Here is a 12,367-nt window from a genome sequence, read left to right as displayed (position 1 = left end):
GAAAAACAAATTAATGAAAAAAAGCCTTGGTTCCCAAAGCTTTTTAATGTTATAAACTCATTAAAATAACTCCCAGTTAGATTTGGAATATTTTTTATTCTGTGTCATATAAAAATAAATAGAATGAATAGCTATAGCTAGAGCTAAAATGGTTGTAATACTTACTACTATTATAGGATTAGAAGCAAAGATTAAAGAGAGAATCAAGGCAGCCAGATAGAGTGTAGCTTGGACACAGTAGTAACTTTTCGAATAGCGAAGATAGTGTTTGTTATAGGGCCCATTTGCTAGGACAGCAGCTTGGAAGAGGCCAATTCCGATATAAAAGAAGCTGGTTGCAAAGAGAAGATTAGTTTCAGGATTCAGAAGAAAACTCATCGAAACGGTCATCATAAGAAGTCCAATGAAAATAGGATAGTGACTGTAAATTAGAAATAGTCCCTTTTGATTAGATTCTTCATCAATAGCATGGTCGAATTGACCAAAATAAAACAAGAACAGAGAAAGCATAATAATGAAATAAAGAACCGAATAAATCGAGAAATTCTCGATTGTAAAGAAGTTAGCTAGCTCCATAATCATCTCTCCAAACGTAATAATGACAAGAAGGGAGATGCGCTCGATTAAATGGGGGAGATTTACCTGGTAATGATCATCTTTACTAATCGAGGTAATTGGCGTAATAAATGTTAGCAGAATACTAGCATAAAGGATATAGACTCCAATGTAAATAGGAAGAAGAGCTGCTAGATAGATTTCTAAACTTCGTAGACCTGTTATCCATAGAAAACCTTTGATACTTTCCCGATTAACATCATCGGTTGATTTTCTAAAAAATTCAACCAAATATTGAAAAAATAAGGTAAGGGTTAATGTACCAATAGCCCAACAGAGATAATGAAAATATTGTTGCCAATCAGGTCCAATCATATTGGCTATAAAGAGTAAAATTCCCATTTTGATAAACATGATTACTATGTTAAATAAAGAGTTCTTTCCATAGCGATTGGTATAATCGGTTTGAATCATCCAGGAATCGATGAGAAGCAAGACAGACATGAAAAAATCAAGCAAAGAATTCCAAGTCAAAATACCGTTATGAAGATGGTCAATTAAAGTAGTTACTTTTGAAATTGCAAAAACAAAAACTAAGTCATAAAAAAGTTCTGAAAATTCTACACGTTTATGTTTAATAAGAGTTGTCATCTTAAGACCTTTCTATTTTAGAAGTACAATTTATTATAACAGAAAATGGTAAAAAAAAAGGAGATGCTTAAATAACTTCATGTGACGCGAATGAACTGCGCCACAAAAGTTAGGTTTTTTCTGTCTAACTTTTGGGGTGCAGTTCAGAAGGGGTGTTTTTTCTATCGTTTTTTAGTGCTAAGACTACACAAAAAAGCCTTGATTCCAAGGCTTTTTCCTGTTGATTTAGATGCCCCCTACAGGGATTTGGAAAGGACTTTCATATTGAGAGCAATTAAAAATATTGAAATATAAGTGATTTTAGGTATTTTCAATGTCATGATTTAAAAATGGGACAAAAGTGGGGCAAAAACCATACAGATTCTAAACTGTATGGTTCTTTTTTTATCTAACCAAGAAAGGTTAAAACTTATTAAAACACATGCAATCAACTGTTGAAAACTTTTTAGTCCGTGTAATATAAAAACAAGTAAAAAGTTGAACTATAGGGAATATTGTGTCATAATAGGTAATAGATGAATAATTAATAGATTGGAAATAATGCTTTCTTACCTTAACAAGTTGAATTGGTTATACATTTTTTCGTCGCAATTGTGTCTATCTCTCGAGTTTAGCTAGTTTTTATAAGCTCTGGCTTCTAATCAATATAACAAATTTTAGAAGTGCATAAGACAAGATGGTGACATTACTACAGTCATTTCTAGTCACCATATGTTGCTGGCACAGGCTGTTTGTAGTGTTGGCTATTTACTAGTCAGTTTAATCGGAGTGTTTAATTTTTATTGTTGAAAGGTTTTTATATGGCGAAAATTCTATCTTTAGGTCTGACAGGTAAGAAATTACTTGCTCAGGGGTTCTTGTTTGTTCTGCTAGGTCTCATCTTGATGGTCACGGGGACTTGGTTGCCAGTAAAGGTTATTCGACTGGTTCTGTTTTTAGCTTGGATAGCAACGGTCTTAGATTTAGTATTACGTATTTTCAAAAAAAGTCAGTCAACGGACACCTTGGGAGTTGCACTGGTTAAATTGTTAGTGCTGGGATATTTGCTTGGCTCCAATCTTGCGACGGATGTGCCGATTTATATTTTGGCTCTTGTGATTGGAGTTTATCAGATTTTTCATGCTAGTATTAACCTTGTCACCTATGTTCTCTACCGCAAAAACAAAATTCGACCTCGTTTTCGTCTCTTACTAGATGGACTCGTACTAGTTTTTCTTGGTGGGACTAGTCTTTTGTCCTCTACAGGAAATTCTGTCTTTCAACTCTTTGTATTAGGGGCTTATTTTTTCCTTTATGGTCTGTCCAATATCCGTGACGGTTTCTTATTTGAAGGGGAAATTGGGAAAAACCATCTCAAACGTCGTATTAGAATTAGCTTACCTATTGTCCTAGCCGCTCTCATCCCTGCAAGAACTTTAGCAAAAATCAACAAATTCATGCAGGAAAATGCTGATGAGAGAGAGGATATCCATCTTGGAATGGTGAAGTCTGGTAAGACAGCGGAGCTTGAAATTTTTGTTCATACAGCTGAGACCTCTCTGTTTTCGGCAATTGGTCATGTGGATATCTGCTATCAAGGCCGTGTTATTTCTTATGGCAACTATGATCCGTCTTCTGAGACCTTATTTGGCATGGTAGGAGATGGTGTCTTATATTTCTGTGATCGTGACAAGTACATTGACCTATGTAAACGTGAGAGTCAAAAAACGCTTTTTGGTTATGGGATAGATTTGACGCCTGAAATGGAAAAAGCAGTTCAGAAAAAGTTGGCTGAATTGAAACAACTGACGATTCCATGGGAGCCAAGTGCAGATAAAATCATGACAGGTGATGGTAAGGAAGACTACACCTACGCTTATAAAATCAGACATGAGACAGATGGGGAACTTTATAAATTTATCAAATCTAAGTTTAAATCCTACTTTGTCTTATCTACAAACTGTGTGCTCTTGGCTGATACCATAGTCGGTCAGGCTGGCACCGATATCCTCTCACCCAAAGGATTTATCGCACCAGGAACTTACCAAGCTTACCTTGACCGAGAGTTTGAAAAACCAAATAGTATAGTCGTATCTAAACATGTTTATTAAGGAGAATTTATGAATTTAGTAAAAAAATACACCCCATTAATACTTTTTATAGGGCTGGTTACTCTTGTAATTCTGAATGCATCAAGCTTTATATCAGGGGCAGTATCTCTCTTTGAAGTAACTTCTACCTTGATTTATGGTGCTGTCATTGCTTTTGTGCTCAATGTTCCCATGAAAAAAATTGAAGAATTCCTAGTTAAAATGAAGGTAAAGGCAGGGTTGCGCCGTCCGATTGCCATGGTACTTGTTTTCCTAGCTCTTATCTTAATCGTGATTGCTCTTTTGGTTTTGGTGCTGCCAACCCTAGCCCAGACTATTAGTCAGCTGGGAACAGTCCTTTCAACAGTCCTTACTCAACTTGGGAAATTGCTAGGCAGCTCGGAATTTGTAACCAAAGACATGTTGTCAACTATCGTATCAGGCATACAGGGACAATCTAGTTCTATTAGCCAAGCTTTGATAGGTTTTTTATCAGGTCTGACTAGTAATATCGGCAATATTTTTTCAAGTTTGATGAATGCCTTTTTGATTATAGTCTTCACCTTTTTATTTTTATCCAGTAAGGAACATTTGGCAGCGATGACGAGTCGACTTCTAAAAGTTTTTCTTCCAGAGAAGGTGGTGATAAAGTTGACTTACATTGGACAAGTAGCACTAGAGACTTATGACCAATTTTTGATGAGTCAGCTGATTGAAGCAGTTATCATAGGAGTTATGATAGCGGTTGGTTACAGCGTGTTTGGGATACCCTATGGAGTAATGACAGGTATCTTTGCAGGAGTGCTATCGTTCATTCCTTATGTAGGGCCTATGATTGCTTGTGTTGTGGGAGCGATTTTTATCTTCACAGTGAGTCCTACTCAAGCCTTACTTTCTCTTCTTCTATATCAAGTTATACAGCTGATTGAAGGAAACCTTATTTATCCTAGAGTTGTAGGTCAATCTATTGGTTTGCCAGCTATTTTCACGCTTGCGGCTGCTAGTATTGGAGGCAATCTCTTTGGCTTACTTGGGATGATATTCTTTACACCGATATTTGCTGTTATCTATCGATTGGTTAAGGAATTTGTCGTTGCAAAGGAAAATCAGCTAGATTAAGAAAAACTAAATTTAATAAGATATACTGAGAAGAGAGTGAGAGATTCTCTTCTCTTTTATTTTTAAATACTTTTCTACAAAAAGCTATTAGACGTTAAAAAAAGCCTTGGTTTCAAGGCTTATTTCTGTTGATTTAGATGTGCCCCCTGCAGAAATTGTAGGAGATATGTTGCTTAGATGTTCTTGATTTTATGGTGTTTTTGTAATGTTTAAATGAATTTGTGAGTTTGTGGATAGTATGTTGCACGTCAAATTCACTCCAAAATTGAAATTTTGGAGGGGGCAAACAGAGGAAATTAAATCAGCACAATGCCTGTTTAATCAACATTTCAAAAGATTCATTTGTTGTAAAGACAATAAAATATTTAATTTTGGAAAATTTTTTTGTGTTTTTGCTTGACTTCCAAAACCAATAATGTTAAAATAGTCTACATAACATAGACAAAGAGGAGTGGAATATGAGTAGAACTTATATGAATATTAGATTGGCTTATGAAACAAAATTTTGGCTAGAATGTTTACAGGAAGAGGTACAGAAAGTCTTAGATTTGTCAATTAAGGAAGGGGACATGGAAGAATTTGAATATCTAATTATGGAAAAGTTAGAACAAAAACATGCACTTTTAGGAGCCGTTTCAATCACGACATTTTTCAAAGTTTCATCTTCTAGTGTGATTGAAAAAGCGTTTCAAGAGACTAAGAATTATACTCAATCCGAGTGGATGGAATTGGCAAGTCAAATGAAGCTAACACTAGTAAAGCAGGAGATGGAGATAGGAACCTTAACACCAAGATTATATCTTAAAGATGATATAATTTCTGAGTTAGAGAAATACCAGACTCTTTTCAAGAGTGAGGATATGGTGAGACAAGTTAGAATGAGTTACGTTATTAAGTTGCTAGTATTTGCATATTATAAAAAAATTTTTTTGTGATATTTTATACAGACCTCTGAGACTTTGAGGTCTATATAAACAGCCTACATGTCTATATTATGCAGACTATTTTTACAAAAGGAGAAGATAGATGAATGTTGCAAGAGCCTCACCCAGAGTAAAGACTAATTGAAATAATAATGCACATATTTAATTTTTAATTTTGAGAGGAAATAATGTTATGAATTCAAAAAAAATAGTTCCAAAAACAAAAACTCATACTTTTGATGATGTTATCGAACAAGGCTATTGTGATAGATTATCAAGATATGTTCCAGATGCAGTTGTCGGAGGTTTACACAAATACAATTCAAAAGATGCATTACCATATGCAAAAAAGCTTAAAAATACATCTAATGGAAAGCATTTATCTGTTAAGTATTTAGCAAGTTTGTTGGATATGTGGGACAGAGCTTGTCAGTTATTTCATGTTATCACAGGTACCTGTTTAGCTGATGATATATTTACCTCAAAGAAAATTCATAATGAATCGTATTTTTACAATACTAATACTTCTAATTTCATTACAGATGAGGTTATCGAACTTGTTAAAGAAAAACATCGTTCATATTCTAGAAAAGCCGATGAAGGTATTATTTTAGCAGTTGAGCATGAGTTTGATATTCACCCTGACCTGTATTATTATGTTCTAGGACAATTGGGTTGGAAAAGAGTAAAACATAATTATCTAGTCAAAGCTCTTGCCGGGGCATTATCTTAGGGGAGAGCCCCTCCCTTTTTCTATATTTTTTTAAAAAAGGAGAATAAAAAATATGTTTAAAAATTTTTGTCAAAATGCTTTTATAAGCCTATATTTTATAGTTTCGGTTTTAGGTGGCTTTTCAGCTCACCTTGAATTTAAAGCGTTTTCTCCGTATCAATCGGTCAAAGTAGCTTTATGCTTGGGGGTTACATTAATTTTATTGCAACTTCCAATGATGTTTGCCAAATTATTAGAGGTTTTGAAAATCAAAAAAGGTGAAACTCATGAATGATATCAGACGAATGAGATTAGCTTTTTGTATTGCTACAATATTGATGGTGTGCTCCATTTTTGTATTTAAGCCAACGGGAGAAGGTATGTCCCTACTTTGCTCAATTCTTGCTACTCCATTCATTTTTATATTTATTTATTATTTTATAAAGTTTAAAATAATAGTGTTATATTCTTTAGTTCGAGATATTTTAAAAAAATTTAGGTAGCTTATGATAAAGGTAAATAATTCAGTTTCTTTAATGAATAGTTATATTTTAACGACGAAAAGAGTTAGAAGCCTACATATATTTGTTTTACTAAGCTCATTTTTAGCTTTGATTAGTATTACTAGTATACTGAATTTATTTTTTTTAAGAATATTAATTTTGTCGTTTGGCTTATTTCTAATCTATCGTTTAAATATTTATTTAAAATGTTTGATTGATTTGGTCAGACCATCTCTAATTGTTAGGGAGTGTATTCTTTTTGTTATTGAAAGACAGGGGTTATACAAGTCATCTGAAGGGATTGTATTAAGTTCTGCTACTTTAGAATACTATTTTAAAAATGGCTATATTTTTGTGAATGCTATCTTGTGTGGAGACGAATATGTAGATAAGCTTTGTGACATAGGACTTTATCTTGGGACGTCTTTGGGAATTACATTGGAGTCTCAGGAACTTTTCCCGACTTGTATGCAATATAAGTTTCGTTATATAGTTCCCGAACGTCTGCATATCGCCTCCCTCCTCCCTCTTGAAGATGATAGTTTGAAAATTAAAATCTATGATAATTTTGTTATCGATTTGAGAAAAAACTTTTCAATGCTTATATCTGGCGCGTCAGGTGCTGGAAAATCATTTTTTACATATTATTACTTGACTCGTTTCATAGCTCAGACCGTAAATGGGAAACATGCAAAAATATATGTGATTGACCCAAAAATGTCAGATATTTATAAATTATGCAAACTTTCTGGTCTTCCAGTAGGAAATTATGGAACAACTAATGAGGATGCCTTTAGAATTTTGCGTCAGTATATCAAGGAGCTAGATAGACGTATGCTAATCTATAATCAAAGTGATTTGTTTGATAGTATTGGCATAGACTTAGGCCTTCCTCCTTTACTTTTACTGATAGAGGAGTATTCATCGTTAGTGGCTTCTATGGATAGTAAGGCTAAAAAAGATTTTGAAAATATGGTTGCTATCGTTGCTCAAAAAGCAAGGTCTTTATCTATGGGGGTCTGTATTGTGATGCAACAGCCTCGTTCCGATAGCCTTTCTACGAATATCAGAGAACAGCTTGTAAATGCTATATTCCTTGGAAGTCACCCGAGTAAGGAATGTAGTAATATGATGTTTGGCACGGCAGATGTACCCAATGTTAAGAAAGATAAGGGAGTAGGACTTTACTCTATAGAGCGTGAGCCTCCTAAGGAATTTCAAGCCCCAATTTTTGACAGAGATGTATTTGAGACAATACTCCCAGTATGGGAATGTGCTGCTAAAGATTATAAGAAGGATGAAGAATGTGTGAAGTAGAAATCCTTGTGAAGCTAGGAGATGGAAATGTAATGAAGGATTATGAATCTGATACCAATCCATATAAGGCGTTGCTAAAAGCAATGAATATGGCTCATATGTTTATTGTTGATGAGCTGGAATAAAAGGATATTTAATAATATGATTTTAAAATATATCTGTGGTATGTGATGAATCTTAAGCGTTTTGAAGATGAATAAAATTCTTTTATTCATTTTCAAAATGCCATCCTGCAGCCGGCGGAAGACAAGGCCGGTCGGACAGACGTCCGAATAAATGTACTTTATGTCCAATACTGATTGACGTTAAAAGCTGTATTATTATTATTTGAAATTAGGAAGGATTTTACCTATGAAAGAAATTGTTGTTGTTCTAGCTATCTCTACTAAAAAAGAGCGAGGCTGGATAAAAGTCTCCACCCTCAATGATTGTTGGAGTGACCTAGGTATGCATTTCGATAAATCAAAATTTGGAGCTGTCTTCTCTGCTCCAGGCCTTTATGAGGTTGAAGTTGTTAATAATGCTTCATTTGGTCAAAATGCCCAATATGAGGTAACTCAATCCAGAAAGATTGGGACCTTTGCAGAATTGATTGAAATGGCAAAAATTAAATAATTTATATTTAGGGTAAGACTGGGCCTGCCAGCTTTGCTGGCAAGTGGAGCGTGGTCAGTGGAACGGCAGTCTTGCCCTAAAATTTAAGTATATAGAATGTTTTAACTTTATTTTTTTGAAGGAGAAATTTCATGGATAAAGAAGTTTTAAATCGGGCTCCCTCTAATAGCCCGATAAGTATACATCAAATGTCTAATAAGAGTTACTCCAAATTTCAAGAGGAAGTATCTCTGAAGTATGGGTTTATTGGTCTAAAATTAGATAAACTAAGTTTAACCGCTGAAGTTAGTGAAGAATTTCATTCTGAGATTCTTAGTGGGAATTTTATCTTATATGATTACTTTGGTGTAGTCGAGCCAAATTTAACTAGGAATGGTGAACTATCTAGTTACAAAGGGCAATTCTTTGATGATGAAAAAGAGAATTGGTATATCGAGTATACCCCAGTTGCGTCTATTAAGATGAACAAAAGACCTTTAAAGATTGAATTTACTCCTTCGAAAGTCTCAAAAAAGAACTTTCTTGTTGTTTTTCATAGACTGTTTCCATACATGTCTAACATTGCAATATCTACTTTTCATTTAGCCTATGATTTTGAGCGAGATTTATCGGCTTTACGTGTGAATTGGCCAAAAGTAATGTATCGCCCTATTTATAAGGGAATGAAACTTGAAACTATGGATTTTGGTGCTCCTAAAGGTAATTATCATTTAACCGCTTATAATAAACTTAAAGAACGTATGGATAGTGGAGATATGGCTGAAATAGAAATCTATAAGCAATACGATAATCTATGGAGAATTGAGTATAAATTCTATAATGAAGGCAACATAAAAAAAGAATTAAAAAATGGATTGCCATTCTTAGCTAAAATTCCAGTGTATATTGAAAATTTTAAAGGCTTAGAATTTAATAATTTAGGTGTTAATGAGAAGATTTATCTTTTCGCTCTTCGCAATAAACCTGAATTATTTGCAGAATCTGATAAACGAACGGTAGCTAAGTATAAAAAACTTGCCGAAAGTATCTCTGAAGTTAATTTGAATGTCTTTTTTCAAAATGCTTTAGATTTTGTTGAAATCTTTAATCAAGAGCCTTGTTTGATAAATTTTTTTGAGTTTATGAATTCTATGTTACAAGGCGATATTCCAAAGTTAGCAATAAACTAAGAATAATGAGAGGGTAACGGTATGAAAGATACGATTTCGAATAAGGATTTGATTTCCATGGGTTATAGACCATCAACAGCTAACGCTATTATTCATCAAGCTAGAGATATACTTGTCTCCAGAGGGTATACATTTTATGAACGTAAACGATTAATGGTAGTCCCTAAATCCATTGTAAAAGAGTTGTTAGGAATGGATTTTTAAAAAATGGCTTATATTGAATATAAACAGCGTGGGAAGAAAAGGCTTTGGTCGTTCTCTATACGTGAGAGGAGTAAGAGTCTACTCCATAGGAGTGGATTCAAGACAAAAAGAGAAGCTAAAATAGAAGCGGAGAAAGTTCTTCATAAGTTAAATACTGGGAGTGTTTTGCGCTCTAATATGACTTTATCGGAACTTTATCAAGAATGGCTTGATTTAAAAATTTTACCTAGTAGTAGAAGTGAGGTCACAAAAAAGAAATACATCATGAGAAAAAAGGTCATCGAAAGGCTATTTGGAGATAAACCTGTATCACAAATTAAGCCCAGCGAGTATCAAAAAATCATGAATGAATATGGGAAAAGTGCCTCAAGAAATTTTTTGGGGAGATTAAACTCTTGTATTCGAGCAAGCATACAGATGGCTATTGCTGATAAAGTAGTGATAGAAGATTTTACTGCTTATGTAGATTTGTTTTCAACTAAGAGTGGGCAAAAGGTTGAAGAAAAGTATTTACATACTGAATCTGACTATCAAAAAGTCTTAGTGTATTTGAAAAATAAGTTTGATTATCAGAAATCTATTGTACCGTATGTGATTTATTTTCTTTTTAAAACTGGGATGCGTTTTTCTGAGTTGATAGCTTTGACTTGGGATGATGTTGATGAGATTGGAGAGCAAGTTAAAACTTATCGTCGTTACAATACCGCTATTCATAAGTTTACTCCACCAAAAAACAATACTTCAATAAGATTAGTTCCCATTACTTCAGATATGCTTTCCTTGTTAAAAACATTGAAAATGTTACAACTAAAAACAAACAAAGAATTAAACATTGACAATAAAAATAATTTGATTTTTCAGCATTTTGGCTATGCCTACGATGTTCCAGATATTGGAACAGTTAATAAGGCTATAAAGGTAATGTTAATGGAACTGGAGATTTTTCCGATAATTAGTACCAAGGGTGCTAGACACACTTATGGTAGTTACCTATGGCACAATAACATCGATTTGGGAGTCATTGCGAAAATTTTAGGACACAAAGATATCTCTATGCTGGTTGAAGTTTATGGTCATACATTGGAGGAGAAAATTAGTGAGGAATTTATGGCTGTGAAAAGTTTGTTGTAAAAACACGGCAAATTGCACGACAATTTTTAAAAGGAAAGCAAAAAAAAGCCTTGGAATCAAGACCTTTCCTGTTGTATTTAGATGCCCCCTGCAGGGCTCGAACCTGCGCCCCATAGCTTAAGAGTCTACTGCTCTACCAACTGAGCTAAGGAGGCAACAGAAAAAGCTGAGAATGTAACTTCCCAGCTATTTTAATATGCCCAAAATGGCAGCTAGATTATTTACGAAAGGCATCAAGGATATAGGTGAAACCAACAATTAAAAATGCAAAGGCAACGACATAAACGACAAAGACACTTGTAGCTACTGGATTGAACAAAATCACTAGACCTAGTAAAAATGCAAGCAACGCTATCCACATGATATGGTTGCCAATAATAGGGAAAATCAATCCCAGACGATTGCCTTTAAAGAAAACTATAATGGCTTCTACAATTAACCAAATTCCTAAAATAGTTGGAATGACAACTGGCAGCGTCACAAAGCCATAGGCAACGAGGTAAAGAGCTAAGAGAAGATTAACAATCCCTTGGAAAAGATGAGCTGGTGAGCGAAGCTCTTTTGGTACAGAGAAATAGCCTAAAATAGCTGCTATAGAAGAAACCAGTAAACCAAATGCAATCCACCAGCTGTAAGCAACAAGATTAGCTACTGGGTTTGTAAATAGGAAAAGTCCTAAAAGGACAAAAACAACTCCTGCAAGGAATAGCGATAAACGATTAGAAAATTTCATTTCAATACCCCCTATATAGTATAGTATAGTTTGATAATAAAAATATTATACACCTTTTTAGAGGAAATATCAATAAACAAAATGGAAAATTTGGAAGTTTCAGTCTGATTTATGAAAAGAAAATCAGTTTTTATTATTTTGAAAATAAAAAGAGAAGATAAAATTTGTCTTCTCTACATGAAAATATTGTATGGCATCAAAGCAAAAGTAACTGGCTTTACACTATTTGTAAAGATGTAATTTGATTCAAAAAGAAAAGATAGATTTAAAATGTGGGACAAATGATGGGGTAAATCAGTTATAGACAAGCAAAAAAAGCCTTGATTTACAAGGCTTTTTCCTGTTGTATTTAGATGCCCCCTACAGGGATCGAACCTGTGACCCACGGATTAAGAGTCCGCTGCTCTGCCAGCTGAGCTAAGGAGGCAAAGAAAAAAGCTGTATTGGTGCCGAAACTTCACGGTTTGTATTGAACCCGCGCAATTAAGCAGGTGGGCAACTCGCTCTAACTGAAGCTGTTTCCGTGTGAGACGGCCTACATGCTGTTAGAAGACTTTTGTTTCCCTAATAATACAAAAAATAGTCGGTCAACACTTAAGTGTGAAGTCGTACACCACAGCGTTTCTATGTTTATATAATACCACTTTTTCAAAAAAAATCAAGAGG

General features: G+C 34.2%; 13 protein-coding genes and 2 tRNA genes. 11 read left to right on the top strand and 4 right to left on the bottom strand.

What is annotated here, in order from left to right; all coding sequences use genetic code 11:
- Positions 1 to 60 precede the first annotated feature (60 nt).
- Positions 61 to 1,206, bottom strand: coding sequence for a low temperature requirement protein A (locus MK482_RS07560; RefSeq protein WP_268718399.1), 1,146 nt, complete (start codon positions 1,204 to 1,206; stop codon positions 61 to 63).
- 800 nt (positions 1,207 to 2,006) lie between these two features.
- Between MK482_RS07560 and MK482_RS07555 the strand changes: the two genes are divergently transcribed.
- The 11 genes from MK482_RS07555 (at position 2,007) to MK482_RS07505 (ending at position 10,968) form a co-directional block, all read left to right on the top strand.
- Complete coding sequence (locus tag MK482_RS07555; protein ID WP_001062781.1) at positions 2,007 to 3,296, top strand: membrane protein; 1,290 nt, start codon at positions 2,007 to 2,009, stop codon at positions 3,294 to 3,296.
- Positions 3,297 to 3,305: 9 nt separating this feature from the next.
- Positions 3,306 to 4,394, top strand: a complete 1,089-nt coding sequence (locus MK482_RS07550) for an AI-2E family transporter (protein ID WP_268718398.1) — start codon at positions 3,306 to 3,308, stop codon at positions 4,392 to 4,394.
- Between the two features lie 458 nt (positions 4,395 to 4,852).
- Entirely contained in the window at positions 4,853 to 5,329 is a 477-nt protein-coding gene (locus tag MK482_RS07545) for a hypothetical protein (protein ID WP_261081853.1), read from the top strand.
- Positions 5,330 to 5,510: 181 nt separating this feature from the next.
- Positions 5,511 to 6,050: a hypothetical protein gene (locus MK482_RS07540; protein WP_261081852.1), complete on the top strand. Its 540-nt coding sequence runs from the start codon at positions 5,511 to 5,513 to the stop codon at positions 6,048 to 6,050.
- Positions 6,051 to 6,102: 52 nt separating this feature from the next.
- The gene (locus MK482_RS07535) at positions 6,103 to 6,324 is read left to right on the top strand and encodes a hypothetical protein (protein WP_261081851.1); all 222 of its coding nucleotides are present in this window, start codon (positions 6,103 to 6,105) and stop codon (positions 6,322 to 6,324) included.
- A gap of 211 nt (positions 6,325 to 6,535) precedes the next feature.
- Positions 6,536 to 7,849 (top strand): FtsK/SpoIIIE domain-containing protein, encoded by a 1,314-nt coding sequence (locus MK482_RS07530; protein ID WP_261081850.1) that lies wholly within the window; start codon positions 6,536 to 6,538, stop codon positions 7,847 to 7,849.
- Entirely contained in the window at positions 7,837 to 7,974 is a 138-nt protein-coding gene (locus MK482_RS07525; RefSeq protein ID WP_261081849.1) for a hypothetical protein, read from the top strand. The genes MK482_RS07530 and MK482_RS07525 overlap by 13 nt, the downstream gene beginning before the upstream one ends.
- A gap of 226 nt (positions 7,975 to 8,200) precedes the next feature.
- Complete coding sequence (locus tag MK482_RS07520; protein ID WP_261081848.1) at positions 8,201 to 8,464, top strand: hypothetical protein; 264 nt, start codon at positions 8,201 to 8,203, stop codon at positions 8,462 to 8,464.
- Positions 8,465 to 8,595: 131 nt separating this feature from the next.
- Positions 8,596 to 9,633 (top strand): replication initiation protein, encoded by a 1,038-nt coding sequence (locus MK482_RS07515; protein WP_261081846.1) that lies wholly within the window; start codon positions 8,596 to 8,598, stop codon positions 9,631 to 9,633.
- Positions 9,634 to 9,654: 21 nt separating this feature from the next.
- A complete protein-coding gene (locus MK482_RS07510) occupies positions 9,655 to 9,837 on the top strand; it encodes a DUF3173 domain-containing protein (RefSeq protein WP_261081845.1) in 183 nt (60 codons plus the stop codon).
- A 3-nt stretch (positions 9,838 to 9,840) separates the two neighbouring features.
- On the top strand, positions 9,841 to 10,968 hold the full coding sequence (locus tag MK482_RS07505) for a site-specific integrase (protein ID WP_261081844.1): 1,128 nt from the start codon (positions 9,841 to 9,843) through the stop codon (positions 10,966 to 10,968).
- 82 nt (positions 10,969 to 11,050) lie between these two features.
- On the opposite strand, the gene MK482_RS07500 is transcribed toward MK482_RS07505, so the two are convergent.
- From MK482_RS07500 to MK482_RS07490, 3 genes are all read right to left on the bottom strand, one after another.
- Positions 11,051 to 11,123: transfer RNA gene (locus MK482_RS07500), tRNA-Lys, on the bottom strand.
- A 62-nt stretch (positions 11,124 to 11,185) separates the two neighbouring features.
- A complete protein-coding gene (locus tag MK482_RS07495) occupies positions 11,186 to 11,701 on the bottom strand; it encodes a DUF308 domain-containing protein (RefSeq protein ID WP_000672744.1) in 516 nt (171 codons plus the stop codon).
- A gap of 354 nt (positions 11,702 to 12,055) precedes the next feature.
- Positions 12,056 to 12,128: transfer RNA gene (locus MK482_RS07490), tRNA-Lys, on the bottom strand.
- Positions 12,129 to 12,367 lie beyond the last annotated feature (239 nt).

The sequence above is a fragment of the Streptococcus mitis genome (assembly GCF_026782865.1).
Taxonomy (GTDB): domain Bacteria; phylum Bacillota; class Bacilli; order Lactobacillales; family Streptococcaceae; genus Streptococcus; species Streptococcus mitis_CG.
Note: the sequence above shows the minus strand (reverse complement) of the source record. Positions and strands in the feature narration are given on the sequence as shown.

Bases quoted from the DNA above. Each gene is read 5' to 3' on its own strand.
- MK482_RS07560 (WP_268718399.1), bottom strand. From the start codon at position 1,206: ATGACAACTCTTATTAAACATAAACGTGTAGAATTTTCAGAACTTTTT.
- MK482_RS07555 (WP_001062781.1), top strand. From the start codon at position 2,007: ATGGCGAAAATTCTATCTTTAGGTCTGACAGGTAAGAAATTACTTGCT.
- MK482_RS07550 (WP_268718398.1), top strand. From the start codon at position 3,306: ATGAATTTAGTAAAAAAATACACCCCATTAATACTTTTTATAGGGCTG.
- MK482_RS07545 (WP_261081853.1), top strand. From the start codon at position 4,853: ATGAGTAGAACTTATATGAATATTAGATTGGCTTATGAAACAAAATTT.
- MK482_RS07540 (WP_261081852.1), top strand. From the start codon at position 5,511: ATGAATTCAAAAAAAATAGTTCCAAAAACAAAAACTCATACTTTTGAT.
- MK482_RS07535 (WP_261081851.1), top strand. From the start codon at position 6,103: ATGTTTAAAAATTTTTGTCAAAATGCTTTTATAAGCCTATATTTTATA.
- MK482_RS07530 (WP_261081850.1), top strand. From the start codon at position 6,536: ATGATAAAGGTAAATAATTCAGTTTCTTTAATGAATAGTTATATTTTA.
- MK482_RS07525 (WP_261081849.1), top strand. From the start codon at position 7,837: ATGTGTGAAGTAGAAATCCTTGTGAAGCTAGGAGATGGAAATGTAATG.
- MK482_RS07520 (WP_261081848.1), top strand. From the start codon at position 8,201: ATGAAAGAAATTGTTGTTGTTCTAGCTATCTCTACTAAAAAAGAGCGA.
- MK482_RS07515 (WP_261081846.1), top strand. From the start codon at position 8,596: ATGGATAAAGAAGTTTTAAATCGGGCTCCCTCTAATAGCCCGATAAGT.
- MK482_RS07510 (WP_261081845.1), top strand. From the start codon at position 9,655: ATGAAAGATACGATTTCGAATAAGGATTTGATTTCCATGGGTTATAGA.
- MK482_RS07505 (WP_261081844.1), top strand. From the start codon at position 9,841: ATGGCTTATATTGAATATAAACAGCGTGGGAAGAAAAGGCTTTGGTCG.
- MK482_RS07495 (WP_000672744.1), bottom strand. From the start codon at position 11,701: ATGAAATTTTCTAATCGTTTATCGCTATTCCTTGCAGGAGTTGTTTTT.